General features: G+C 65.6%; 20 protein-coding genes and 1 pseudogene. 18 read left to right on the top strand and 3 right to left on the bottom strand.

Annotation, left to right across the window (positions count from 1 at the left end; translation table 11 throughout):
- Positions 1–135 precede the first annotated feature (135 nt).
- The 12 genes from JOE69_RS01825 to JOE69_RS01770 all read left to right on the top strand — a co-directional run bounded on the left by JOE69_RS01825 (position 136) and on the right by JOE69_RS01770 (position 12,257).
- Positions 136–1,680, top strand: a complete 1,545-nt coding sequence (locus tag JOE69_RS01825) for a phage tail sheath subtilisin-like domain-containing protein (RefSeq protein ID WP_309795582.1) — start codon at positions 136–138, stop codon at positions 1,678–1,680.
- 25 nt (positions 1,681–1,705) lie between these two features.
- Positions 1,706–2,149, top strand: coding sequence for a phage tail protein (locus JOE69_RS01820; RefSeq protein WP_296363306.1), 444 nt, complete (start codon positions 1,706–1,708; stop codon positions 2,147–2,149).
- Positions 2,149–2,595 carry a hypothetical protein gene (locus JOE69_RS01815; RefSeq protein ID WP_296363303.1) on the top strand — a complete coding sequence of 149 codons (447 nt, stop codon included), beginning with the start codon at positions 2,149–2,151 and terminating at the stop codon, positions 2,593–2,595. Before JOE69_RS01820 ends, JOE69_RS01815 begins: the two co-directional genes overlap by 1 nt.
- On the top strand, positions 2,592–2,750 hold the full coding sequence (locus JOE69_RS01810; RefSeq protein WP_296363301.1) for a DUF6760 family protein: 159 nt from the start codon (positions 2,592–2,594) through the stop codon (positions 2,748–2,750). Before JOE69_RS01815 ends, JOE69_RS01810 begins: the two co-directional genes overlap by 4 nt.
- A gap of 3 nt (positions 2,751–2,753) precedes the next feature.
- A complete protein-coding gene (locus JOE69_RS01805; RefSeq protein ID WP_309795575.1) occupies positions 2,754–4,823 on the top strand; it encodes a hypothetical protein in 2,070 nt (689 codons plus the stop codon).
- A gap of 81 nt (positions 4,824–4,904) precedes the next feature.
- Positions 4,905–5,336 (top strand): phage tail protein, encoded by a 432-nt coding sequence (locus JOE69_RS01800; protein WP_309795573.1) that lies wholly within the window; start codon positions 4,905–4,907, stop codon positions 5,334–5,336.
- Between the two features lie 33 nt (positions 5,337–5,369).
- Positions 5,370–6,200: a CIS tube protein gene (locus tag JOE69_RS01795; protein WP_309795571.1), complete on the top strand. Its 831-nt coding sequence runs from the start codon at positions 5,370–5,372 to the stop codon at positions 6,198–6,200.
- A gap of 4 nt (positions 6,201–6,204) precedes the next feature.
- Positions 6,205–7,935 (top strand): VgrG-related protein, encoded by a 1,731-nt coding sequence (locus JOE69_RS01790; RefSeq protein ID WP_309795569.1) that lies wholly within the window; start codon positions 6,205–6,207, stop codon positions 7,933–7,935.
- A gap of 98 nt (positions 7,936–8,033) precedes the next feature.
- The gene (locus tag JOE69_RS01785) at positions 8,034–8,444 is read left to right on the top strand and encodes a gp25 family contractile injection system sheath assembly initiator (protein ID WP_296363293.1); all 411 of its coding nucleotides are present in this window, start codon (positions 8,034–8,036) and stop codon (positions 8,442–8,444) included.
- The gene (locus tag JOE69_RS01780; RefSeq protein WP_309795567.1) at positions 8,444–10,393 is read left to right on the top strand and encodes a putative baseplate assembly protein; all 1,950 of its coding nucleotides are present in this window, start codon (positions 8,444–8,446) and stop codon (positions 10,391–10,393) included. Before JOE69_RS01785 ends, JOE69_RS01780 begins: the two co-directional genes overlap by 1 nt.
- Positions 10,393–10,935: a phage tail protein gene (locus JOE69_RS01775; RefSeq protein WP_309795565.1), complete on the top strand. Its 543-nt coding sequence runs from the start codon at positions 10,393–10,395 to the stop codon at positions 10,933–10,935. Before JOE69_RS01780 ends, JOE69_RS01775 begins: the two co-directional genes overlap by 1 nt.
- Positions 10,932–12,257, top strand: a complete 1,326-nt coding sequence (locus JOE69_RS01770) for an NADase-type glycan-binding domain-containing protein (RefSeq protein WP_309795563.1) — start codon at positions 10,932–10,934, stop codon at positions 12,255–12,257. Before JOE69_RS01775 ends, JOE69_RS01770 begins: the two co-directional genes overlap by 4 nt.
- On the opposite strand, the gene JOE69_RS01765 is transcribed toward JOE69_RS01770, so the two are convergent.
- The gene (locus JOE69_RS01765; protein ID WP_309795561.1) at positions 12,200–14,959 is read right to left on the bottom strand and encodes an AfsR/SARP family transcriptional regulator; all 2,760 of its coding nucleotides are present in this window, start codon (positions 14,957–14,959) and stop codon (positions 12,200–12,202) included. The two genes, JOE69_RS01770 and JOE69_RS01765, sit on opposite strands and share 58 nt — an antisense overlap.
- A 559-nt stretch (positions 14,960–15,518) precedes the next feature.
- On the bottom strand, positions 15,519–16,130 hold the full coding sequence (locus JOE69_RS01760) for a short chain dehydrogenase (protein ID WP_343876600.1): 612 nt from the start codon (positions 16,128–16,130) through the stop codon (positions 15,519–15,521).
- Between the two features lie 98 nt (positions 16,131–16,228).
- On the opposite strand from JOE69_RS01760, the gene JOE69_RS01755 reads away from it, so the two are divergent.
- The 6 genes and pseudogenes from JOE69_RS01755 (at position 16,229) to trpS (ending at position 24,247) form a co-directional block, all read left to right on the top strand.
- Entirely contained in the window at positions 16,229–17,011 is a 783-nt protein-coding gene (locus JOE69_RS01755; protein WP_309795556.1) for an SDR family oxidoreductase, read from the top strand.
- 334 nt (positions 17,012–17,345) lie between these two features.
- Positions 17,346–20,624: an isoleucine--tRNA ligase gene (ileS, locus tag JOE69_RS01750; RefSeq protein WP_309795554.1), complete on the top strand. Its 3,279-nt coding sequence runs from the start codon at positions 17,346–17,348 to the stop codon at positions 20,622–20,624.
- On the top strand, positions 20,621–21,979 hold the full coding sequence (locus JOE69_RS01745) for a bifunctional folylpolyglutamate synthase/dihydrofolate synthase (protein WP_309795552.1): 1,359 nt from the start codon (positions 20,621–20,623) through the stop codon (positions 21,977–21,979). Before ileS ends, JOE69_RS01745 begins: the two co-directional genes overlap by 4 nt.
- Entirely contained in the window at positions 21,976–22,446 is a 471-nt protein-coding gene (locus JOE69_RS01740; protein ID WP_309795550.1) for a DUF4233 domain-containing protein, read from the top strand. Before JOE69_RS01745 ends, JOE69_RS01740 begins: the two co-directional genes overlap by 4 nt.
- A gap of 42 nt (positions 22,447–22,488) precedes the next feature.
- Positions 22,489–22,902, top strand: a complete 414-nt coding sequence (ndk, locus tag JOE69_RS01735; RefSeq protein ID WP_296363273.1) for a nucleoside-diphosphate kinase — start codon at positions 22,489–22,491, stop codon at positions 22,900–22,902.
- A gap of 274 nt (positions 22,903–23,176) precedes the next feature.
- A pseudogene (gene trpS / locus JOE69_RS01730) lies at positions 23,177–24,247 on the top strand (tryptophan--tRNA ligase).
- Between the two features lie 42 nt (positions 24,248–24,289).
- On the opposite strand, the gene JOE69_RS01725 reads toward trpS, so the two are convergent.
- Positions 24,290–24,991: a vitamin K epoxide reductase family protein gene (locus tag JOE69_RS01725; RefSeq protein WP_296363269.1), complete on the bottom strand. Its 702-nt coding sequence runs from the start codon at positions 24,989–24,991 to the stop codon at positions 24,290–24,292.
- Positions 24,992–25,214: the final 223 nt, after the last annotated feature.

Genomic DNA, 25,214 nt, shown 5'->3' with positions numbered 1-25,214 from the left:
GCCGACACCTGGTGGCAGCCGGCCCTGCCCCTAAGTGCAGGGCCGGCTTCCCCTATGCTCGGCCGCACAGCCCTGCCGCCGCGGACCGATCCGCAACAGACTGTATGAGTACCTTTGGTCTGAGCAGGAGGATCCATGCCGACTTACCTTTCACCCGGTGTCTATGTCAACGAAGTTGCCGCCGGGACCCGCCCTATCGAGGGCGTGGGCACTGCCGTGGCGGCCTTCGTGGGCCTCGCCGAACGAGGGCCCGAAAACGAACCCATCCTGGTCTCCAATTGGAGCCAGTTCAGCGAAATCTTCGGTGATTTCATGTCCGGGTCGTACTTGGCCCAATCGGTCTACGGATACTTCCTCAATGGCGGTGGAAACTGTTATGTGGTCCGGATCGGCGCCGCGCTGGCGGTTGGCGACCCGAAGGCGGCGAAGTCGGGCAAAGCGCTGGCCGCCGCCGCCAAAATCGGTGAACTGAACGTAGCCGCGAAACCCGGGGCCCCGGCGGGGAAGAAGATCAGCGTGGAGATCGCCGATGCGTCCGGCGAGAACGTGCCGGAGGACCAATTCAAACTCGTGGTCACGGTGGACGGCCGGGCGCCCGAAGTCTTCGACAACCTCTCGACGAAAAAGGGTGCGAACAACGTCGCGACCAAGGTCAGCACCGAGTCGAAACTGATTCTGATCGAAGACGCCGCCGGAGCCGGGGCGCTGGCCCGGCCGGCCAACGGAAGCACCGCCCTGGCGGAAGGCGCAACGCCGGCCGGCACGCAGAAAATCGACCCGAAGGTGTACGTCGGCGATCCCGCGGACCGTACCGGTTTCAGCGGCTTGGAGGCGATCGAAGAGATCACCATGGTCGCAGTGCCGGACCTGATGGCCGCCTACGAACAGGGCGCGATCGACGCCGAAGGCATCAAAGCGGTGCAGCTGGCGCAGATTGCGCATTGCGAGCTGATGGGGGACCGGATGGCGGTCCTGGATACCCCGCCGAACCTCAATGCGCAACAGGTGGCGCAGTGGCGCAGCAAGGACGCCGGCTACGATTCCAAGTTCGCGGCCTTGTACTGGCCCTGGGTCAAGGTGTTGGATCCAGCGACCGGCGCTGGAACTTTCGTTCCGCCGTCGGGCCATGTCTCCGGTGTCTGGGCACGCAGCGACGTGGAGCGCGGGGTGCACAAAGCCCCGGCCAATGAGGTGATCCGCGGTGTGCTGAGCCTGCAGACCCAGATCACGCCCACCGAACAGGAACTGCTCAACCCCTCCGGGATCAATTGCCTGCGCAGCTTCGCCGGCCGCGGCATCCGGGTGTGGGGTGCGCGCACCTTGTCCTCGGACGCCGAATGGCGCTACTTGAACGTGCGCCGGCTTTTCAACTACCTGGAGGAATCGATCCTGGTAGGCACCCAATGGGCGGTGTTCGAGCCGAATGATCCCGCGCTGTGGGCACGCATCCGGCGCACCATCAGCGCCTTCCTGACCAATGAATGGCGCAAGGGAGCGCTTTTCGGCATGACGCCGGAAGAAGCCTTCTTCGTCAAATGCGATGCCGAAACCAATCCGGCGGAAAGCATCGACGCGGGCCAGGTGGTGTGCCAAGTCGGCATCGCTCCGGTCAAGCCTGCCGAGTTCGTCATCTTCCAGCTGTCCCAGTTCTCGGGCGGCACCAGCCTCGTCAGCGAATAGTCGCAGACTTCAATAGGAGCAGCACATGCCACTAGACCCCTTTGACTCCTCGCCGGCGAACGCCTTCAAGGTCAAGATCGACGGAATCCAGATTCCGAAAGTCATCGAAGTGACCGGGCTCAAGAGCGAGGTCGACAAAATCGAACTCAAGCAGCAGACCGACGACGGCAAATACGTCGTCCGGCAGTTGATCGGCCGGCGCAAACCAGGCGAATTCACGGTGACCCGCGGGCTCACCGACTCGAAGACCGTGACCGACTGGCTCAAGACCGTGATGGAAGGCGACGTTTCGGGCGCGCGCAAAACCGCTTCGGTGGAATTGCTCGATTACAAAGGCGAGACCTTGAAGACCTACAACTTCGTCAACTGTTGGGTGCGCAGCGTCGAACTGAACTCGCTCAAAGCGGGTGCCGCGGAGCAGGCGACCGAGAAGTTCACCATCTGCTACGACGAATCAACGGTGGGCTGATGCGCCGTGGCCAAGCCGTCGACGTCGTCGAGGCGGAGGTTCCCGGCAGCGGGCAGACTCCGGGGACGGAGCCGGCGATGCGCACCGAATTCGACTTCGAGCTGCCGCGCGGCTTCCTCGACGGCGATGGGGTGCTGCACCGCCGCGGAAGCATGCGGCTGGCCACCGCCAGAGATGAATTGCTACCGCTGTTCGATGCCCGGGTGCAGGAAAATTCGGCCTACACGACCGTGGTGCTGCTCAGCCGGGTGATCACCCGGCTGGGCAGCCTGCCCGCGATCAGCTCGAACACCGTGGAACAGATGTTCGCGTCCGACGTGGCCTTCCTGCAGGACTTCTACCGTCGGATCAATGCCGAAGGCCACACCCGGATCGCGGTGACCTGCCCGAGTTGTGAGCAGCGCTTCACCGCAGACCTCGCAGGTGGGCGCCTGGGGGAATCGTGACGTACGCGCCGGACCGGATCTATCAAGAGGTCGCGTACGTCGCCTATCACTTCCACTGGGATCGGGACCGGATCCTGGACTTGGAACACCGGGAACGGCTCCGCTACATCAATGAGATCGCGGACATCAACACCCGCCTGACCCAGGAGCGCTGAAGCATGCGATGGCCCTGGCAGAAACCTTTCGAAAAGCCCGCCCCGGCAGTGCCGGAGCGGGTCACCGGCCCCTCGGCCCCGGCGTCGGGCTGGGCCTTTTTGCCGCCCCTGCAACGCACCGTTTCCCCGCAGCAGAGCATCACGGCCGCGCCGGAGTTCTCGGCCGGGTTGGGCGCGGTCAACGCTCCCGGGTTCCTGGGCACGATGCAGCGTTCCCTGGACGATTCCGCGCCGGGCGGATTGTTCGACGCCGACGGCGCGGGGCTGGCCGCACCGTCGATGTGGAGCGGGGCGGCCGAACAGCCGCTGCGTCGGCAAAAGACAGCGCCGGGCCAACCGGCCGACCCGGTGCGGCACAGTGCGTGGTCAGCGGAACGCCCGATTCCGGATTCCGGGTCGCTCACCACGACGGCGCTCCGGGCAGCAGCCCGGGAACTGCCGAGCCTGCCGCTGGACCACACCGTCCCGGGGCCATCGGCAGCAGGCGCCGGACCCGCGGTGCGTGCTCTCGGCCAGCCGAAGACCGGCCTGCCGCTGCAGCGGACCGCCCGGTCCCGACAAGCCGCAGCGGGGCCCGAGGAGTCGTCAGCGGACCCAGCTCGGCAGGCGGCTTCGGCCAAGACCCGGGGGGCGACCTTCATCCCGATTCCGCAGGCCGGATTCGTGCCCGCCGGTCCAGCCGCTCGAGCCAGCGGGGCTGGCCCGGCCGCAGAAGACTCGGCAGCGGCAACCCCGGTGCAACGCACCGGGTCCGCGCCGGAGGCGTTGCCGGACGCTGCGGCCCGGCCTTTGGCCGGCCGGAAGCTGGGTTTGGGTGCCGCGTTGCGCGCGCCTTCGGCTGCGCCGATTCCGCTGCAACGCGCTGCCGAACCAGGACAGCCTGCGGCTGCAGACCAGCCTTTCGTCGCAGATCAACTCAGTGCCCCAGATCAACTCAGTGCCCCAGATCAACTCAGTGCCCCAGATCAACTCAGTGCCGCAGCAGCGGGCCCGGGGACCGCCATTCCGCTCACGGCACCGGGCGCGGCAATCGCGCCCGGTGTGCCGGAGGCTCTGGCGCAACGAATCGCAGCGGGTGCAAGCCTGGTGCGCGATAGCGGTTCTCCGGCCTCGGCCCAAGTCCAGGCCGGGGCAGAGCTGAAGCCCCCGGCCAGTATGCCGTTGGCTCCGGCAGTTGGCGCCGGGCAAGCGTCGCGGCCGGAACCGGTGCAGCGCAGCCGGGAAGCCGGGGACGACGCCGGGTTCGGCCCGGCAGCCAACGATGCGGCACCGGAACCGCAGGATTTGCTGGAACCGCCGGAAGCGGAACGGGCCGAGCCTGCTGCCCGGGTCTTCGTCCTTCCGCCGGATCCGGCACTGTCGCCGGATCTGCCGGCGCCGCTGCTCGACCGCGGCGGTCCGGGCGGCACCAGGCCGCCGTCGAACCGGACACCGCAGCTGCAACGCCACACCGCGGGGGCGGCCGAACGGGGCGGAGCCGGGCCGGGGCGCGGCCCGTCCGGGAACGCGACGCCAGCAGCGTCGTTCATGGGCTTGCCCGCACCGGAGCGAATCCTGCAGCGCTCTGTCGCCTCGGGCCGTGCCGTCGGATCACCGGCCGGGTCGGCGGCAGCGGAGACCGCCAGTTCGGCAGTCGGGGTTCCGGAAGGGTCGGGGCCCAGGAGTTTCCGGCCGGGCGGGCGGACGGCCGATCGCGATCCTGCGACGGCTACCGGGTCGCTGCGGGTCGTGCAACGGAGCAGTCCCTCGGCGCGGGCCGGTGGTCATGCTGCCCTGCCCGCAGAACCCTTGCCGGTGGCGCGCCCGCCGGCCGGGCAGCCGACTTCGGCGGAGGGCGATTTGGTGGCCGTGGAGTCACCGGTGATCCAGCGTTCCGTGGAATCGACCGGGGGGCAGGCCGGTGCGGTGCCCGGCGCCGGGCCCGGTAAGGCCCCGGATGCGGTTGGAAGCACGGCGCCGCCGGAAGACATCGAGGCGCTGGCGGGCCGGCTTTTCAGCCCTTTGATGCGTCGGATGAAAGCGGAACTGCTGCTCGACCGGGAGCGCCATGGCCGGCGGATCGACCGGATCTGACGAACCGCCGGCCAGCGCACCGAAACTACCGACAGATGAGCCACCCGGAAACCATCCCGGCGAGCAGGAGGAGCAGAAGAATTGTTGCAGGACACGGATACCGCGCTGAGCGTGCGCTACAAATTGGCGCTCGACTCGGCGAATTTGGGCACCTTCAGCACCTGCGAGGGGCTGGGTGCCGAGGTCGTCATCGAGCAACGCGAGGAGGGCGGCAACAATGATTTCGTCTGGCAGCTTCCCAGCCGGTTGAAATACCCCAATATCAAGCTGAGCCGCCCTTTGGGCAGAGAAACCGAGAAGGTGGCGACCTGGTTCGCCTCGATGACGTCCGGATACCAGCGCTGCACCGGCATGATCCAGGCGATGAACGCGCAAGGCACGGTGATCGCCGAATGGTCGCTTTACGACGTGGTCCCGGTCCGTTGGACCGGACCGGTGCTGAATCCGGACCAGCCGAAGGTCGTGATGGAGACCGTCGAAATCGCCCACCATGGATTCCTGCCGAGCGCCTGAGCCCGACTGTTTGCCGAACCGAGGAGAATCACCATGACACAGACCGCGGGCACGATGACCGCCGCCGGCATCGGAGGTGCCGGGAAAGCCGGATCCCGGCCGAAGCTGGAGCGGGCCTATTTGCAGCTGTTCGAACCGTCCAAAGACGCTTCGATGCACAACCCGGGACCGAAATTGGCCCGGATCGACTTCCAGTTCAACCCCAAGGAGCTGGTCATCGCCAAGGCTGCGTCCTGGAGCCGGAAAGCAGGCAAAGGGAGCGCTAAAAGCGCGCCGCCGCAGTATCAAGGCCCGCAACCGTCCAAGCTCGCCTTGGAGATGTTCCTGGATTCCTCGCAGGCCCAGTCCGGGGACGTGGTCGCGGTAGTCAACAAGCTCCTGGAGTGCTGTGTGCCGACCAGCGAATCGCAGAGCCAAAAGAAGGGATCGCCGCCCTGGGTCCAGTTCCGGTGGGGCAGCCTGACCGGATTCATGGGCTACGTGGCCAGCGTCTCGGCGAAATACACCTTGTTCACCTCTGGAGGCCTCCCGGTCCGGGCGGTCTGCACCTTGTCGCTGGAAGAGCTCGCCGGCGATCCACCGAAACAGAACCCCACCTCGGGCGGGTTGTTGCCGCGGAAGATCCATCGGGTGGTCGTCGGGGACACGCTGGCCGGCATCGCCTATCAGGAGTATGCCAACGCCGGAAAATGGAGGGCTTTGGCGGAGGCCAACGGGATCGACAACCCGATGAAACTCAAGCCGGGAAGCCAAATCATGCTGCCGGCGGTTGAGGAGCTGGGTGCGCGCTCGCCTGCGGGCCACGCCTGGGACTCCGAAGCTTCGGCGGAACGCCGGAAGCGGGCGGTCCATGCCGCACGGTGAGGAAGTGAGCTTCACCCCTCGGGTGAAGCTCAAGGGGGCGCCATTGGAGGCGTCGTTGGCAGGCGCCCTGGTCTCCGGGTACGTCGATCAGAGCCTGTTCAGTGCCGACCTCCTGCTGTTGCGGTTTCGGGACCCGGAACTCGGCTTGCTCAGCAGCAGCCGGTTCGCGATTGGCGACCCGATTGAAATCGGCATGGAACAGAGCGGGCCTTCGAATCAAGCTCCGCTTTTCATCGGGGAGGTGACCGCTCTGGACTTCGAAGTCGGGGCCGACGGCGCCCACCTGCTGCTGCGTGGCCTGGATGGGGTGCACCGTTTGCAGCGTGGCAGCCGGGCAGAAGTCTATACGGACATGAAGGCCGGGGACATCGTGGCCAAAATCGCCAAGCGCGCCGGACTTGCCACCGGGACGGTCGATCAGGGCGGACCGATTTTCGAGCATCTGGTGCAGCCTGCGTGCAGCGATTGGGATTTCCTGCAATTGTTGGCGGGACAAAGCGGTTGCACGCTGTCCGTGCGCAGCGGCAAGCTGCATTTCGCCAAAGCCGAGCCGGCCGATTCGGCTCCGGCCCAGGGCGAACCGGGCAGCGATCCTTTGATCCTGGACAGCGGCCAGAATCTGATCCGGTTGCATGGCAGCCTCACGACTGCGGAACAGGTGGCAGACGTCGAAGTGCGTGGCTGGGACGTCAAAGCGAAAAAACCGATCAGCGTCGTGGCCAAGCCCGCGGCCCGTACCGGGGAAGTGTCCGGCACGCCTTTCGCCGGAACGGTCGCCGCAGTGAACCAGGGCCGGCACACGGTGGCGATGCCGCATTACGATCAGAGCGCTTTGGCGCAGCGCCACGCCGAAGCGCTCGCGGATCGGCTCGGCGGCGGATTCGCGGAGATCGAAGGAACCGCCCGGGGAAACACCCGACTGCATGCCGGAAGACCGGTGCTGTTGCGGGTCGGCGCGGCTTTCAAAGCCCGGTTCACACTCACCGCTGCCCGGCACGAGTTCGGCCAGGGAAGCGGCTACCAGGTCAACTTCAGTGCCAGCGCCGGTTCCGAGCGCAGCTTGCTCGGACTTGCCGCGGGAAACCGCGCTTCACCGGATTCCGGCCGGGCGGCGGTGGTGAACGGATTGGTCACCGCGATCGACGACCCGGAGCATTTGGGCCGGGTCCGGGTGATGTTTCCGGCATACGGCGAGAAGGTGGAGTCTTGGTGGGCCCGCACCGTGCAAGCCGGTGCCGGCAAGGCACGCGGAGCCGTGGTGCTGCCCGAGGTGGGCGATGAGGTGCTGGTCGGCTTCGGCGACGGCGGATTGAACCAGCCGTATGTGCTCGGGGGGCTCTACAACGGCGAGGATCTGCCGGCCGAACCGTGGCAGAGCCAACGGGAAGGCAGCGATTCGGTTCGCCGGCGCTCCTTCACCTCGCGGACCGGAATGCAGGTGGAGTTCCTCGAATCCTCGAGCGAGCAACGGATCAACGTGGCCACGAAGGGCGGCAGACACCGGATATCGCTGATCCAGAATGGCGAAGGCGGCGTCGAGATCGAAACCTCGGGCAAGGTCGGCATCAAGGCGAGCTCCGGGGTGGAGATCGCCAGCAGCGCCGGCCCGCTGAGCCTGAGCGCACCCAAAATCAGCCTCGAGGCCACCTCCGAGCTGCTGCTCAAGGGCGCCACGGTGAAGCTGCTCGGCGATGCCATGACGGAAGTCAAGGGCGCGATGGTCAAGATCAACTGATGTCCGCCCGATGCAGTACACCCGGGCGGTCCGCGCCGGGCCAGCCCGATACCCGATCAACCCCCGCCCCGACGGCGGAGAAGAGAAGCAGGAAAACCATGGCACGAGACTTCGTCGGGGCCGGTTGGCCCTTTCCGTTGCGCACCGACCGCACTGGCAGCGTCGCCTTGGTCGACAGCACCCGGGAGGTCGAAGAAAGCATCGCCCTGATCCTGGCGACCTCGCCGGGGGAACGCCCGATGCGGCCGGACTTCGGCTGCGCCGTGCACGATTACGTTTTCGCCCCGGCGGACGCTTCGACGGCAGGCGATATCGCCTATGCGGTCCAGGTCGCGCTGGAGCGCTGGGAGCCGCGCATCGACCTCGAAGACGTCACCGTGCGGTTCGACCAGGTGGATGAGGGAGTGCTGTTGATCGACATCTCCTACGCGTTGCGGGGCAGCAACGACCCGCGCAACCTGGTCTTCCCGTTCTACGTCATTCCCCGGCACCGAGAGGAAGATTCCTGATGCTCCCCGCACCCCATTTGGACGACCGCCGATTCCAGGACCTGGTCGACGACGCCAAACGCCGGATCGCACACCACTGCCCGGAGTGGACCGATCACAATGTCTCGGATCCCGGGGTGACCTTGATCGAATCTTTCGCGTTCATGATGGATGAGATCTCGTACCGGCTGAACCGGGTACCGGACCGGCTGTACGTGAAGTTCCTGGATCTGCTCGGCGTCCAGTTGCACGCTCCGGCGGCAGCGACCACGGAACTGGTGGTCAAACTTTCGGCTGCCCGGCCGGAAGCCGTGGTGGTGCCACTCGGCACCGAAGCGGCGACCCGGCGTACCGACGACGATGCGGCGGTGGTTTTCCAGACCACCGCGGAGCTGTCCATCCCGCCCCGGAAACTTGCCTATCTCTTGGCCGCAGCCGTCGACGGCGAACCGATCGACCGGTTCGAACAGCTCGGTTCGGCCGCGGAACAGCCGGTCTTCAGCCCGCAGCCGGCCGAAGGCGACAGTTTGCTGATCGGGCTCGACGATGCGGCGGCGAACACCTTGATCGCCTTGCGGTTCGATTGCAGCGTCCGGGGTGTCGGCGTCGACCCGCGGCGTCCACCCTTGGTGTGGGAAGCCTGGACCGGCAAGAGTTGGCGGGCCTGCGCCGTCGAGGACGACGGCACCGGGGGACTCAACAAAGCCGGGGATGTGCTCCTGGTGCTGCCGGCTGGGCATACCGCTTCGGTACTCTCGGGCGTTCGGGCCGGCTGGATTCGCTGCCGGGTCACGGTGCCGGAGGAGGGCTTTTCGTTCTACAGCGCATCTCCGGTGATCCGATCGCTCGAAGCGTTCAGCATCGGCGGTGTGGTTCGCGCGGCGCACGCGGAAACGGTGCAGGAGGAGACTTTGGGAATCTCGGAAGGGGTCCCGGGGCAGGTCTTCGCCCTGGCCCATGGGCCGATGGTCGACGACGGGCTGCCGCTGTCCGTGGAGGTCGCCACCGGGTCGGGGTGGCAGCGCTGGCAGGAAGTCGACTCGTTCGCCGGATTCGGCGACTCGGACCCGGTGGTCATGCTGGACCGCTCGGCCGGGTTGGTGCATTTTCCGCCCGCGGTGCGCGAAGCAGACGGAAGCCTGCGGCAATTCGGGGCGCTGCCTCCGCTGGGCGCGGCGATCCGGATTCCGGAATACCGGGTCGGCGGAGGCCCGAGCGGAAACCTGTCCACCCGGGCGATTTCAGTGCTCCGCGGATCGGTCCCGTTCGTCTCCGAGGTTTACAACCGGCGCCCGGCCCAAGGCGGCATCGCGGCAGAGACAATCGCGGAGGCGATGCAACGAGGTCCTTTGGCCCTGCGCAGCCGGGACCGCGCGGTCACCGCGGAGGACTACGAAGAGCTTGCGCTCGCCGCGGCACCGTCGATCGCCCGGGTGCGTTGCGTGCCGGCTGCTGCTACGGAGGCCCAGCATGGCGTCCGGCTGCTGGTGGTGCCGGCCGCAGCTGCCGAAGCGGATGGGCGGCTGCGTTTCGAGGATCTGGTGCCCAGCGAGTCGGTGCTGCAGACCATCGCCGGGGAATTGGAAGAACGCCGGCCGATCGGCGCCCGGCTGGTCGTCGAACCGCCGCTGTACAAGGGCGTGACCGTGGTCGCGAAACTCATCGCGAAACCGGCCGCGGACCGGGAGCGGCTCGAAGACCAAGCCGTCGAAGCGCTTTACCAGTTCCTCGACCCGGTGCGCGGCGGCCCGGTAGGCAACGGTTGGCCCTTCGGGCGACCGGTCCACGCCGGCGAGGTGTATGCCTTGCTGCAAGCGTTGCCGGGCGTGGAGCTGGTCGACGACGTTTTGCTTTTCGCCGCCGATCCGATCAGTGGAGAGCGCGGTGATCCGGTGCAGAAAATGGCTCTCGGCAGTCAGGAATTGGTGTTCTCCTTCGAGCACCGGGTGCGGATCGGGGCTCCGCTCTGATGCGCGGCATGGTTCCCGGGCTGCGCAGCTCGGCGCCGTTCGGGCCGCGATTGCCGGCCGTCTTGCAGGAAGACGACCTGATGAGCCGGTTCCTGCTCGGCTTCGACGAATCACTGGCCCCGATGCTGGCGACTTTGGACATGCTCGACTCGTATCTGGATCCGGATCTGACTCCGGAGGATTTTCTGCCCTGGTTGGCCCAGTGGGTCGGCGTGGATTTGCCCGGTGCGGGGGAAACGCTGCGCAATCGCCAGACGATCCGGGACGCAGTGCCGATGCACCGCGCCCGTGGCACCAAAAGGGGCCTGCTGGCCGCGGTCAAAGTCGCGTTGCCGCTGACCGCCGAAGTCAGCATTGAAGATTCCGGCGGATCTGCCGCCTCAACCAGCCCGGGCACGCCGTTTCCGGGGCAGGAGCCGGCCGGAGTGCTGGTCCGGATCAAGAACGCTGCCGGTGCAGAGCTCAACCTGGCCTTGATCGAGGCCACCGTGCGCGAAGCGAAACCGGCGCACATCCCGCATCGAATCGAGGTATTGCCATGAAAACCCAGAACCCGGTTATCTGCGGTGAATGCGGTGCGGAGAACGCGCCGGGGGATCGGTTCTGCGCCGAGTGCGGGGCCTATTTGGAATGGTTGAAAGCCGAGCAGCCGGCCGCGCCGATCGCGCCAGTGCCAACTGCACCGGTGCGGCCGGCGATGGACGGCCAACCGGCGGAGACCACCGAGGCCACTGAGCCGGTCGCCGGACGGCCCGAGCCGGCGGCGCCCGAAGCTGCGCAACCGGGCGTTCCCGAACCCGGTCAGCCGGTACCGGTTCCGGAATCGGCGGCTCCAGAGCCACCGGTGCAGCCCGCCCTCGGCTACGCGCCGGTGCCTGACCGGCCGGGCGCGCAAGCGGATCCGAGTCTGCGCACCGGGCCTGGCGCCGTCGAACCGGCCGGACCAGTTGCCGTCCGGCCGGGGAAGCGGAAACTCAAGGCGCCCCGGGCCAAGCCCCGGCCGCGACCGGCGGGCAGTCTGCCCGGGGACTTGATCTGCGGACAGTGCGGCACCGGCAACTCGCCGAACCGGAAGTTCTGCCGGCAGTGCGCCCACAGCCTGCTCGACGCGCCGAAAGTGGCCCCGCTCCCGTGGTGGCAGCGGCTTTTCGGGGCGCGTGCGCGCAAGCCGGCCCGAGCCGGTACGCGGCCGAAATTCCGGCAACACCGGTTCCCCACCCGGACCGTGACCACTGTGCTGATCCTCGGCCTGCTCGGTGGCGGCGGGTTCGCCGCCCGGGAGCAACTGCGCAGCGGTTTCGGTTTCGTGCAGGACAAATTCAGCAACAACTCGCCGCTGCGGCCCAGCAGCATCGAAGCCTCGTCGTCGGCCGAAGGCCACCCGCCGGAGTTGGCGATCGACGGCGTGGTCAACCGGGCCTGGCAGCCGGCGCAGCCGGGCGACGGGGTCGGCGAGTTCCTCCAGGCGCACTACCAATTGCCGGTGCGGCTGGTCTTCCTGCAGATCCGAACCGGTGCCGCCGAGCAATCCGAACAGTTCCTCGGCTCCGGCCGGCCGCTGGGCCTCCGGGTTGAGCTCAGCCTCGCCGGCGGCGCCCCGCGGACGCTGGACCTGGACTTGGCGGACAAACCGACGGTGCAGCAGTTCTACCTCGGCCAGGACGACGTCGTCGGCGTCAAGCTCACGGTCCGGAGCTCGATTCCGGGCACTTCCGATCCGCGGATCGCGCTGAGCGAGGTGGAGTTCCTCGGCAGGTCCGGATCGGATCCGATCCGCTCGGATCGGATCGGATCGGAGCGCGGGGCTCAGGCGCTGCCGGCGAAACTGTCCGGCACGCCGAGCGCCTCGAGAACCCGGGCATAGTTTTGCGCGGCTTTCGCCGCTGCCGCGGTGTTCCCGGAGCGTTGGTGGGCTTCGATCAGCACCCGCCAAGCGTCGTCGCGCCATTCATCGATTTCGATGCAGCGGTTGGCGAGCCGGACCGCGTCGGGGTATTTTGCCAGCGAAAGCAACATGGCAGCGCCGGTTTCCGCCGCCTGCGCGGCTTCCAAACGAAACCGCTCGCGGTATTCGATGACCCATTCGGCCGGGCCTTCTTCGGGCAGCAACTCATCGTTGTAGAGTTCGACTGCCGCGGCAAGCCCGGCGGCTGCGGCGGCAGCATCCTGGCGCGCCATCGCGGCCATGGCGGAGCTGATCGAGCTTTCGAACTCGACCACATCGCTGGCCCCCCATGCGGTTAGATCCAGTGCATAGGCTTCGCCCTGCCGTTGGATGATGCTCTCCTGCCCGCGGAGCCGTTCCGGCTCCAGGATCCGGCGCAGATTGGAGATGCTGACTTGGACCCGGTGCAGGCTTTCATCCAGGGAGTTCTCCGGCCACAGCGCATAGGCGATCCGTTCCCGGTGCACCGGTTTGCCGGCAGCGACCGAAAGAATCATCAGAATCGTGCGGGCCTGCGGGCGCAACCCGCCCAGGTCGACGAGTTCCCCGGCCCGGGTCAACTGGAATTTGCCGAAGCAGCGCAGCGCATGCTGTTGCGGAGCGGCCTCCGTCGAATCCACCTGAACCGTGCTTGCCGCCCGGTGCTGCAGCCAAGTCCAGGGTCGCCAGACCAGGCCATTCGCCCGGGCCAAGTCGCGTGCCGAACGCATGAGTTCGCCGCCGGGATCCCCTTGGGCCTGGGCCAAAGCAGCCTGGGCGATCGCCAAAGCGCCTGGCACTGCGGCCAGCTGTGCGGCTTCGACGGCCTGTTGGGCACAGCCGATCGCCGCTGAATCATTGCGGCTCGCGCCGACCAGGGCGCGCATCGCCAGGGTCCAGGCCAGCAAGGTGCCGGCTCCCAAAGTCTCGAACCGGCCGGCCAATTCGTCGAAGTCCTTAGCGGCAGCACGCCCGTCGCGCAACCTGGTGATCAGCTGAACCAACAGAACCAGGGCGGAAGTCCAATCGTCACCGCGCTCATCGCTTTCCGCGATCACCGCAGAGGTGATGATTTCGCTGTCCGAATGCGGCGTCAGCGCGGCCGCGATGCCATTGGCCAGGCGGCCGATCCATTTGAGCCCGTGTTTGTACGATCGTCGCGCCACGGAGCTGGCTTCGGTCGCCTGTGCATAAGGGTTGGGGCTGCCGGCCAAGGGGCCGACTACCGCGAGCACCAATTCCGCGATCAGCGGTGCGGTGGGGGATTCCACACTCTCCCGTTGGGCGGCGCAGGTGCGGAGGTAGAGCCGCGATGCGGACTGGTTCCCGCTCATTTGCAGGGTCAATCCCCGCGCGAGCAGCACCAGGGGATCGGATTCCGAGTCGAAATGGCTCAGTTGCGCGCCGGGATCGGAAACCGTGGCCATCCTGAGCGCGGAGGCCGGCCCGGCTTCGGCGATCTGCCGTGGATCCTGCCACAGGTTAGCGGATTGCCAGATTTCCAGCAGGATACCCATGGCTGCCCGGCCCGGCAGCAGCCGCTTGAGCTTGCTGGACAGGTCTTCGGCGGCTTTCTTGTAGCCGAGGTCGTAGAGGTTCCGGGCCTGGACCAGTTGCAGCCAGGGGGAGGAGTCGATCCGTTCGGCGGATACTCCTGCGATCCAGGAACAGGCGCCGGTGGCGGCGACCTGTTCCGGATTCTGCCGGATCAAATCGTTGAGCCGATCCCATTCGCCGGCCAAGGCCAGCATCCTAGCCGTGATCTGCAGCTCGCCGGCCGCGCACAGTAGGTCGGCGACGTGACGGCGTTCCGCGGCGATGACCGACGGGTTGAACATCGTCTTGCGGTACCAGGAAAGGTAGCTCTGCACCGAGACCCTGACTCGGAAGACCCCCCGGCTGACCGGGAAGATCACCAGATGCTTCTGCAGGGTCATCAGAATGTCTGCTGAGTTGTCGCTACCCAGCACCAAATCGCAGTGTTGCGCACTGAGCAACGGCAGGTCCGCGCAGCGCAGCAGCAGGTTCTTCTCCTCCGGCTGCAACCAGGCCAGAACCTGGCCTTCGACGTACTCCCGGGTGCTCTGCCAGGGTTCGACCTGGTCGTGCAGGCTGTTGCCGAATTCGAGTTCGGTCATCGCGGCAGTGGCCAGGTTGATCAGGTGCAGCGCGCCCGGAGTGCCACCAGTCTGATCGACCAGGGCGAGCGCATCGGCTCCGGAAATCCGTCGGTTGTAATACCGCCGGAACAGTTCCCGGGCCTCGGCCGGTACGAAGAGCAACCCCTCGGTGTTGATCGGTGAAAACGAGCACATTTCAGTTCGGGCCAGATTGAAGCTGGTGGGCCGACGGGACAGCACGGCCATGTGCACGCGGCGGCCGCAGCCGATCAGCAAGTTCTCGATTTCCTGCTCTACGCCGCATTCGAGCACGTACTCGAAGTCGTCGACGACCACCACGACGTCGGAATCGGCTTCGCTAATCCGCCGGATGGTGCCATCGAAATCCCCGGCGTCCTCCAGCCCGAGTGCCTCGGCGATTTCCCGGACGATCCGGGCCGCCAGGACGCCGGGCGCCTGGTCCGGACGGTAGGCGCGGATCCAGGTGACCGGCAGCTCCAAAGTTTTGGCCCAATGAGCCAAAGCAGCGGTTTTACCGGAACCGTGATTTGCGACAATGAGTCCTAATTGGTGCTGCAGAATCCGCTGGAGACTGAAGTCGATCCGCGGTCTATGCAAGCCAGATATCTGGGGTACTGCGCTCAATTCTGGGTTCCGATCAGATGCATCCGGAGAATAACACAATTAGGTGGAATATTTAACCAAAGTTATCTTACACAAGTGCTACGGCGGGAAGCTAAGGGCAAGCTGACCTTCGGCTGGGTGTAGCCCGGTGATCCGGCCGGTTCGAAAGTCCGGTTCCGAGCCGGATTCGAGGGCATCCGGCGGGTTGCTCCGAAAGCCCGACGACAGTTCCGCAGCGCTTCGTGGAGTTCAGGTTTCTTCCCGGGTTTTCTTGGAATTCGTCGAAATTTCATCGACCTGCCACGCGGCCGGAATCGCGTCCGTCGGTCGCATATCGGCCAGTTCGATTCGACTCCGGAAAACCGGGCTCCAACCGCAATCAACGGGACTGCGGGTCGCTTGAAATATGGCCACTTCAGCGGAATTGGTATTCACCGGTCGGTAATGGCTGAGTCGGCTACCAGACCGTGATCACGCGGCCGGTTTCAATTCCCTCGATCGAGCGGACGTAGGCGCTGCCCACCTCGGTGCCGGGCACCGGAGTGAAGCCAGGAAAAGCCGGACCGTATTCGGGCCAGGACTCGAGCAATGCCGTCGGGCTTACCGCATTGATCCGGATTCCGCGGGGCATCGCCCCGGCCGCCGCCTTGACGAACGAATCCACGACCGCGTTCGCGGTGGTCGCGGCGAGCCCGTCCGGCACCGGGTGCGTGCTGAGGATCCCGGAGACCAGGGTGAACGAGCCACCGTCGAGGAGCAGGTCCACGCCGGCTTGCACCACGGCGATCTGGCCGATCCCTTTGTGCCCGATCGCGGCACTGAAATCCTCCGGAACGAGTTCGGCCAGCGGTTTGAATGGCGCGCCCCCGGCGGCGACCGCGATCGCGTCGTACCGGTCGCCGCGCTCGGTTGCCGCCGCGAAAAAGGCTTGCACCGACGCGGTATCAGAGGTATCGATCGCCGGTTCGCTACTGCGGGAAGCTCCGATCACCTGGTGGCCGCGTCCGCGCAAGGCTGCTGCGGCTGCGGTACCGACGGCTCCGGTATCGCCGATCATGAGGATTTTCATGGTTCTCCTGACAAAGTGCCTGTTGACTTCAGCTTGTTCCCCGCACGCGGCAACCGGGAAACCGCCGGATTCATTCCGGTGCCGGATATGCTGGCGCTGTGAATCCATCTCAGACGAATCCGAGCCGACCGGACCAGACGCCGCGGACTGCGCTGGTCACCGGCGCCAGCACCGGAATCGGCGAGGCCACGGTGCGCGCGCTCGCCGGCCAGGGCTGGCAGGTTTTCGCCGTCGCGCGGCGGGAAGACCGGCTGGCCGCGCTCGCTGCGCAGACCGGCGCCGTGGCCTTGGCCGGCGACGTCACCGACGATGCGGCAGTGGCCCGGATCCTCGATGCGGTATCTTCGGCCGGCGGGGTGGACACCCTGATCAATGTAGCCGGCGGCGCCCGGGGCGCCGATCAGCTGGGGCAGGCCAAAACGGAGGACTGGGAGTGGATGTTCCAGGCGAACGTGATCGGCTCGATGAAGCTGATCCGGGCGTTCCTGCCGATGCTGCGTGCCGGTCGGCGCGGCACGGTGCTCAACCTGACCTCGACGGCGGCTTTGGTCGCCTACGAAGGCGGCGCCGGGTACAACGCCGCGAAGGCCGCGCAGCGGGCGATGACCCAGGCGCTGCGGCTGGAAGAGGTCGGCAACAATCTCCGGGTCATCGAAGTGCTGCCGGGCATGGTGCAGACCGAAGAGTTCGCGCTCAACCGGTTGGGGGACCGCGAACGCGCGGCGCAGGTCTACCGAGGGGTGGCCGAGCCGTTGACCGCCGAAGACGTGGCCGACGTCGTCCGTTATGCGGTTTCGCTGCCGCACCATGTCAACCTGGATGAAATCGTGCTGCGGCCGGTGGCCCAGGCGGCAGCACACAAAGTGGTCCGCGACTCCTGACCGGACGGCAGGCCGAAACGATGCGGACGGGTTTGCCGGTGCACCCGTCCGACCAAGTTGCACCGGCGACCAAGGTGCACAGGCCAACTGAGATCGCGCTAGACTTGTGCCCAACAGCGTTGACCCGGCCATCACCGGAGAGCTTCCGGAAGAACGCCCCACCGGCTCGGCGGGGTCAGTAGAACCGGACGGGTAAGCCCGTCACAGCAGTTCGAGCGGCGCTCGGCACGGTGGAAACCGGGCCGGGTGCAAGCGAGGTGGTACCGCGGTGTTGGCCCGTCAGGGCGGGCGCCGTCCTTGCATCCTGGATCCGAACGACCCGCAGGATGAGCCGATGCCGCACTACCCGAAGACCAACTCCGACCGCACCGGGGTTCCCGCCAACGTGTCTTTCCCCAGCTTGGAGGAAAGCATCCTCAAGTATTGGGACCAGGACGGCACCTTCCAGGCGAGCATCGACGCGCGCCCGGCAGGGGAGAACGGCAGCAATGAGTTCGTCTTCTACGACGGACCGCCCTTCGCCAACGGCCTGCCGCACTACGGCCACCTGCTGACCGGCTATGCCAAAGACCTCGTGGCCCGGTACCAGACCCAGCGCGGACGGCGGGTCGAGCGCCGGTTCGGCTGGGACACGCACGGTTTGCCTGCCGAACTCGAAGCCATGAAGCAGCTCGGCATGAACGAAAAAGAAGAGATCGAGTCGATGGGCATCGACAAGTTCAACGATGCAGTGCGCGAATCGGTGATGAAGTACACCAACGAGTGGCGCGAGTACGTGACCCGGCAGGCCCGTTGGGTGGACTTCGACAACGACTACAAGACGCTCAACGTCGAGTACATGGAATCGGTGATCTGGGCCTACAAGCAACTGCACGAAAAGGGCCTGACCTATCAGGGGTTCCGGGTGCTGCCCTATTGCTGGAAAGACGAGACCCCGCTGTCCAACCACGAACTGCGGATGGACGACGACGTCTACAAGATGCGCCAAGACCTTTCGGTCACGGTCAGCTTCCCGATTGTGGCCTCGGCGCACGCGCTCAGTGCCGAACTCGAGGGCGTCGAATTGCTGGCTTGGACCACCACGCCCTGGACCCTGCCGACCAACTTCTCAGTCGCCGTCGGGCCGGAGATCGATTACGTGGTGGTCGCCAGCGATGGACGGAAGTACTTGCTTGCCGGATCCTTGCTCGCCGGCTACGCCAAAGACCTGGGCTTCGAGTCCGCCGAAGCCGCCGCGGCGGCCGTGGTCAAGCATTACTCGGGCGCCGAACTCGGTGGCCTGAAGTACCGGCCGCTGTGGGATTACTACGCGGACGCCGAAAAGTGGGGGACCGGCACCAGCTGGCAGATTCTGGTGGAGGACTACGTCACCACGACCGATGGCACCGGCGTGGTCCACCAGGCTTCCGCCTATGGTGAAGAGGATCAGCGCAGCAGCGAAGCGCACGGCATTCCGGTGATCGTCTCGGTTGATGAAGGCGCCCGGTTCCTGCCGATGTTCGGCAACCAGGTGAATGGCGAACGGCCGCTGGCCGGCATCGTCGGAATGCAGGTTTTCGAGGCCAACAAGCCGATCATCAAGCTGTTGCGCGACTCCGGCCGGCTGATCCGGGAAGCCAGCTACGAACACAGCTACCCGCATTGCTGGCGCTGCCGGAATCCACTGATCTATAAGGCCGTCTCCTCCTGGTACGTCCAGGTGACCCAGTTCAAAGACCGGATGCTGGAGCTGAACCAGGAGATCAACTGGATCCCCGGCAACGTCAAGGACGGGCAGTTCGGCAAATGGCTGGAAAATGCCCGTGATTGGTCGATCAGCCGCAACCGCTACTGGGGCAGCCCGATCCCGGTCTGGCAATCGGACAACCCGGACTACCCGCGCACCGACGTCTACGGATCACTCGCGGAGATCGAGGCCGACTTCGGCCGGCTGCCGCGGAACAAAGCCGGTGAGGTCGATCTGCACCGTCCGTTCATCGACGAACTGACCCGGCCGAACCCGGATGACCCCAGTGGCCGCGCCACGATGCGCCGGGTCGAAGACGTGTTGGACGTCTGGTTCGACTCCGGCTCGATGCCTTATGGCCAGGTGCATTTCCCGTTCGAGAACGAAGAATGGTTCCACACCCACCACCCGGCCGATTTCATCGTGGAGTACATCGGGCAGACCCGTGGCTGGTTCTACATGCTGCACATCTTGGCCACGGCATTGTTCGACCGCCCGGCATTCAAGAACGTGATCAGCCACGGCATCGTGCTGGGTTCGGACGGACAGAAGATGTCCAAGAGCCTGCGCAACTACCCGGACGTCAACGAGGTCCTGGACCGCGACGGTTCGGATGCCATGCGTTGGTTCCTGATGGCCTCGCCGATCCTGCGCGGCGGCAATCTGGTCGTCACGGAACAAGGCATCCGCGATGGCGTGCGCCAAGTGATCCTGCCCCTGTGGAACGTCTACAGCTTCTTCACGCTCTACGCGAATGCCGCCAATGGCGGGCAGGGCTACGAAGCGACGTTGCGCTATGACGGCTACCAGGACAGCTTGGACCGCTACCTCGTGTCGAACACCGCTTCCATGGTGGAAGCGGTCACTGCTGCGCTGGACGGCTACGAGATTTCCGATGCGGCCGACGTGCTGCGCGATTACCTGGACATGCTGACCAATTGGCATGTGCGGCGCTCCCGCCAGCGCTTCTTCGAGGAGGACCGGGACGCCTTCGACGCGCTGTACACCGCCTTGGAAGCGTTGTGCCGGGTAGCCGCCCCCTTGCTGCCGCTGGTCACCGAAGAAATCTGGCGCGGCCTCACCGGCGGGCGCTCGGTGCATTTGACCGATTGGCCGAGCACTGCGGATTTCCACGCCGACGCGGATTTGGTCTCCGCGATGGAAGTCGTCCGGCAGGTGTGCTCAGTGGGCTCCTCGTTGCGAAAAGCGGCGAAGCTCCGCGTCCGGTTGCCGTTGCAGGAACTCACCGTGGTCGTGCCTGGCGCGGCTGCGCTGGAGCCGTTCGCCGGGATCATCGCGGAAGAACTGAACCTGAAGCAGGTGCGCTTCCAAGACGCCGAAGCCGCTTCGTTGGCGGAGTTCGGCATCGAGCAGCGTTTGGCCGTCAATGCCCGGGCTGCCGGTCCGCGGCTGGGCAAAGACGTGCAGCTGGCGATCAAGGGTGCGAAGAGCGGCGACTGGTCGGTGGCCGACGACGGGCAGGTGGTCGCCGGTGGCCTGGCCCTGGCCGAGGGGGAGTACAGCCTGGAAATCGCGGTGTCCGCTGATCAGGGCGGCAGCTTCTCGGTGGCGCTGCTGCCCGGTCTCCAGGGCCGGGGCAGCGGTTTCGTGGTGCTCAACACCGAAGTCACCCCGCAGCTCGAAGCAGAAGGCATCGCCCGGGACCTGGTGCGCAGCATCCAGCAAGCCCGTAAAGACGCCGGCCTACAGGTGAGTGATCGGATCGTGACCACGGTCAGCGCGCCGCAGAGCGTGGTCGACGCGTTGGAGAGCAATGCCGAGCTGGTCCGGGCCGAGACCTTGTCCGTCCGGCTGGAACTCGTGCCCGGCGACGAAGAAACTTTGATCACGGTCAACCGCACGGCTTTCGAAGGAGCACAAGCGTGAGCGACGAATTCTCGGTGGAAAGCGTCTATGCCGACCTTTTGGGCCGGGCCCCGGAAAACAAAATGGAGCCCCGGATGGCTCCGTTGTGGCGGGCCATGGAGCTGTTGGGCGAACCGCAGAAAGCCTACCCGGTGGTGCACCTGACCGGCACCAATGGAAAAACCTCCACGGCCCGGATGATCGAAGCCGGCTTGCGCGCGCACAATCTGCGGACCGGCCGGTTGACCAGCCCGCATTTGAACTCGGTGACCGAGCGGATCAGCATCGACGGCGAACCGGTGTCGGATGAAACTTTCGTGCGCATCTGGGACGAAATCCATCCGTACCTGTTGATCGTCGACGGTGAATTGGCCGCGGCCGGAGAACCGCGGCTGACCTACTTCGAGGCGCTTACCGTGCTCGGATTCGCGATCTTCGCGGACGAGCCGGTGGACGTGGCCGTCGTCGAGGTGGGCTTGGGCGGCATCACCGATGCGACCAATGTCGCGGACGGTGCGGTGGCCGTGGTGACGCCGATCTCGCTGGACCATACCGATCTGCTCGGCGAGACCACCGAGGAAATCGCCCGGGAAAAGGCCGGGATCATCAAACCGGGGGCGTTTCTGGTCTCCGCAGCGCAGCCGGCCGATGCCGCTCAGGTGCTTTTGGAGCAGGCGCGCGAGGTGGGTGCCCAATTCCGCTTCGAAGGCGTCGAATTCGGGGTCGAAGATCGGAAGGTCGCGGTCGGCGGCCAGATCATCTCGGTGCAGGGCCTGGCCGGGCGCTATCCGGACCTGTTGCTGCCCTTGCACGGCGCGCACCAGGCGGAAAATGCCGCTGTGGCGATTGCCGCGCTGGAAGCGTTCCTGGGCGGCGGGGAAAAGGAACTCGGCCTGGAACTGCTCCAGGAAGCTTTCGAGCAAGTCAGCTCGCCGGGGCGGTTGGAAGTGGTTCGTACCGCGCCCACGGTGATCGTCGACGCAGCGCACAACCCGGCCGGGATCAAGGCCGCGGCTGAAGCGATCGAAGAAGCCTTCAGTCTGAGCAAACTGGTTCTGGTGCTCGGCGTGCTGCGCGAGAAAGACGCCTTGGAAATGCTGAACCAGCTCCGTTCCTCGTTGGCGGAGAACGCCGAAGAGATCTGTCTGACCCAGTCCACCTCGCCGCGCGCGATCCCGGCCGGCGAACTGGCGGAACTCGCGTTGGACGCAGGGTTCGAGGCGGAGAACATCCATATTGCGGAGAAGCTCGACGACGCGCTCGAGTGGGCGGTGGAGCGGGCCGAGGCCAACAACGACCTGGCCGGCGGCGTTTTGGTGACCGGGTCGATCACTCTGGTCGCCGAGGCCCGGATGCTGCTCGGCGGCGGCCGATGATGGCACAGCGCCGGATGACCAAGGCACAACGCGAATGGCGCCCAGGGATGCCGAAACCTCGGCGTTCCACCAAAGTGATGTTCGCCTCCACGGTGCTCGGCCTGGAAGGATTCGTGGCTTTTTTCGCCACACTCGCGGTGTTCGGCCTGCGTTCCCGGGAGATCGCCCCGGCGGCGATACTGATTGCGGGTATCACGTTGAGCGTCGTGCTGATCGCGGCTTGCGCCTTTTTGACCAAGAAGTGGGGGTTCTGGCTGGGCTGGATCCTGCAATTGGTGCTGATCGCGGTCGGTTTCGTGGAACCGATGATGTTCGTGATCGGACCGCTGTTCGCGATTTCCTGGTGGTACGCGTTGCGAGCCGGCTCCCGGATCGACCGGGAGAACCGGGAGCGCGATGCCGAGCAGGCAGCCTGGGAGGAATCGCATCCGGACCAGGCCGGGCCGGCTGCCGGCGAACCCGTTTAACGCATACACTGAAGACAAACATCCCCTCGTCAGGAGACAGCTATGAGCACCGAACGTACCCTTGTCCTGGTCAAGCCCGATGGGGTGGCCCGAAACCTTTCCGGTGCCATCCTGAGCCGGATCGAAGCCAAAGGCTATGTGCTGGCCGACCTGAAGCTGGTCCAGGCCGGCCGGGACCAGCTCGAGGCGCACTATGCCGAGCACCTGGGCAAGCCGTTTTACGAGCCGTTGCTCGAATTCATGCTCTCCGGGCCGGTCGTCGCCGCAATTTTCGAAGGCGAGCGGGTCATCGAGGGGTTCCGTTCCTTGGCCGGGGCCACTGATCCGACGGTCGCCGCTCCGGGCACGATCCGCGGCGATTTCGGCCGTGACTGGGGACAGAAAGTGCAGCAGAACCTCGTGCACGGTTCAGATTCGGTGGAATCCGCAGAACGCGAAATCGCGATCTGGTTTTGAAACAATTCGAAGATGCATCTTCAGCATTCGGATGATGTTTTGGCAGCAAAAATGCCATCGCAAAGCTGAAGATGCATCTTCGCCAGAGTGCGGTAGCATGACGTTGTGAACTCGAACTTGAACCAGTGGTGGCGGCTGCGCTAGCGGCCCGCTCAATCGTTCACGCATCATTGCTGACGGGCTGCATCGCAGCCCGTTTTTTGTTGCCCGGAATCAGCGGCGACCGGTCTCGATGCAGTCTCGTGAAACCACCCGAGACCAAGAGGACCAAACCATGAACCCGCTGCTTTCCGCTTCCGTATCGGCCGCCTCGCTGGAAAACACCCGGCAGTTGAGCCGGCACCTGTCCCGCGACGTCGTCGAGCATTCCGAAAACTACCGGGTGCTCACCGGTGATCGGCCTACCGGGGCACTGCACCTCGGCCACTATTTCGGCAGCCTTGCCGAACGGGTCCGGTTGCAGGATCTCGGGGTTGAGGTGGTCGTGGTGATCGCCGACTACCAGGTGATCACCGACCGGGGCTCCGCCGGCGATATCCAGAACCAGGTCTACGGACTGGCCCTGGACTACTTGGCGGCCGGATTGGATCCCGAACGCAGCAGCATTTTCACGCATTCCGCGGTGCCGGCGTTGAACCAGCTGATGCTGCCGTTCCTCAGCCTGATCACGGAAGCGGAACTGCATCGAAACCCCACGGTGAAGGCCGAGGCGGCGGCGTCCGGACAGGCGCTGAGCGGACTGCTGCTGAGCTACCCGGTGCACCAGGCTGCGGACATCCTGTTCTGCAAGGGCAATCTGGTGCCGGTGGGCAAAGACAATCTGCCGCATGTGGAGCTGACCAGGACTATCGCCCGGCGGTTCAACGAACGCTATGGGGAGGTCTTCCCGGTGCCGCAGGCGCTGTTGACCGAAACTCCGGAGCTGCCTGGCCTGGACGGGCGGAAAATGTCCAAAAGCCACCGGAACAGCATTCCGCTGCGGTTGAGCGCGGACGAGACAGCGGAGCTGATCCGGAAAACGCCTACCGACAGCAGACGGCGGATCAGCTACGATCCGCAGGCCAGGCCTGGGGTATCGGCACTGTTGGATACCGCTGCGGTATGCCTGGGGATCAGTCCCTAGGTGCTGGCCGAGCAAATCGGGGACGCTGGAGCGGGCCGGCTCAAGCAGTTGGCCACCGAGGCGGTCAATGAACGGTTTGCCCCGTTCCGGGCGCGCCGCCGGCTGCTCGCGGAAGATCCCGGAACGGTGCGGCAGGTGTTGGCCAGGGGCAATGCCCAGGCCAACGACCAAGCGGACTGCACGCTGGCCCAGGTACGCACCGCGATGGGCATGGACTACTGATCCCGCCCCGAGCCGGTTCGCGGGCCCCCGACGGACCGGAGCCTAGGCGGTGCTGCGTACGAAGAGGTTGATGAACTGGAAGAAAATCGTGGCGATGGCCGCCAGGTAGAGCAGGACCACGATGGTCCAGCCCCAAGTGCTGAGCACGCGGACCAGGCCGGCCGGGGCCGGGATCACGCCATGCACCAGATTCCGGATCGTGGTCCAGATGAACAACGGAATCATCATCGCCCAGACGATCATGCAGTACGGGCAGAGGATGGTGATCGAATAGAGCGCCTGGGACCAGAGCCACACGATGAAAACCATGCCCAAGGTGACCCCGATTTGGAAGCAGACCCAATACCAACGGGCGAACTTCGCGCCGGCCAGCAGCGACATGCCCAAAGCGAACACGATGCCGAAGGCGACGATGCCGATATAGGGATTCGGGAAGCCGAACAAGGAGGCCTGCCAGGTGCCCATCACGGCCCCGCAGGAGACGAAGGCATTGACATCGCAGCCAAGCTTCGCATTCGGATTCTCCAGCAGCTGGAGCTTGTCCAGGACCAAAGCGAAGGAAGCGATGAAGGCGACCAGGCTGGTGATCAGCAGCAGTACCGCATAAGGCCGGGTCTGGGTGATCCAGGGCAGAGCGGTGGCGGTTCCACGGGGACTCCTGCTTTGCGGTTGACCGGGATCATCGTCGTCGGCGTCGATGAGGTCCGTCGAATCGAGTGCGGCGGGAATCTTTGACTTGGCCATGAGCCTGATTCTAACCTGAGCGGCTGAGCCGTCTGCACAGTTTCCGCAATCCAATACCGGCCGGCTCCGATCTGGTGTGAGACAATGAGTTCGGCTGGACGATGATCCACATGCACCGCCCAGTCCGATGGTTTGTTCTCCTGCCAGCACGTGTTGATGCATGACTGTCGGAGCCGAAGAGGCTCTGCGGCCCACATCCACAGTCGCCGTTTGTCGAGAACCC

It is taken from the genome of Arthrobacter russicus, from assembly GCF_031454135.1.
Classification (GTDB): domain Bacteria; phylum Actinomycetota; class Actinomycetes; order Actinomycetales; family Micrococcaceae; genus Renibacterium; species Renibacterium russicum.
Note: the sequence above shows the minus strand (reverse complement) of the source record. Positions and strands in the feature narration are given on the sequence as shown.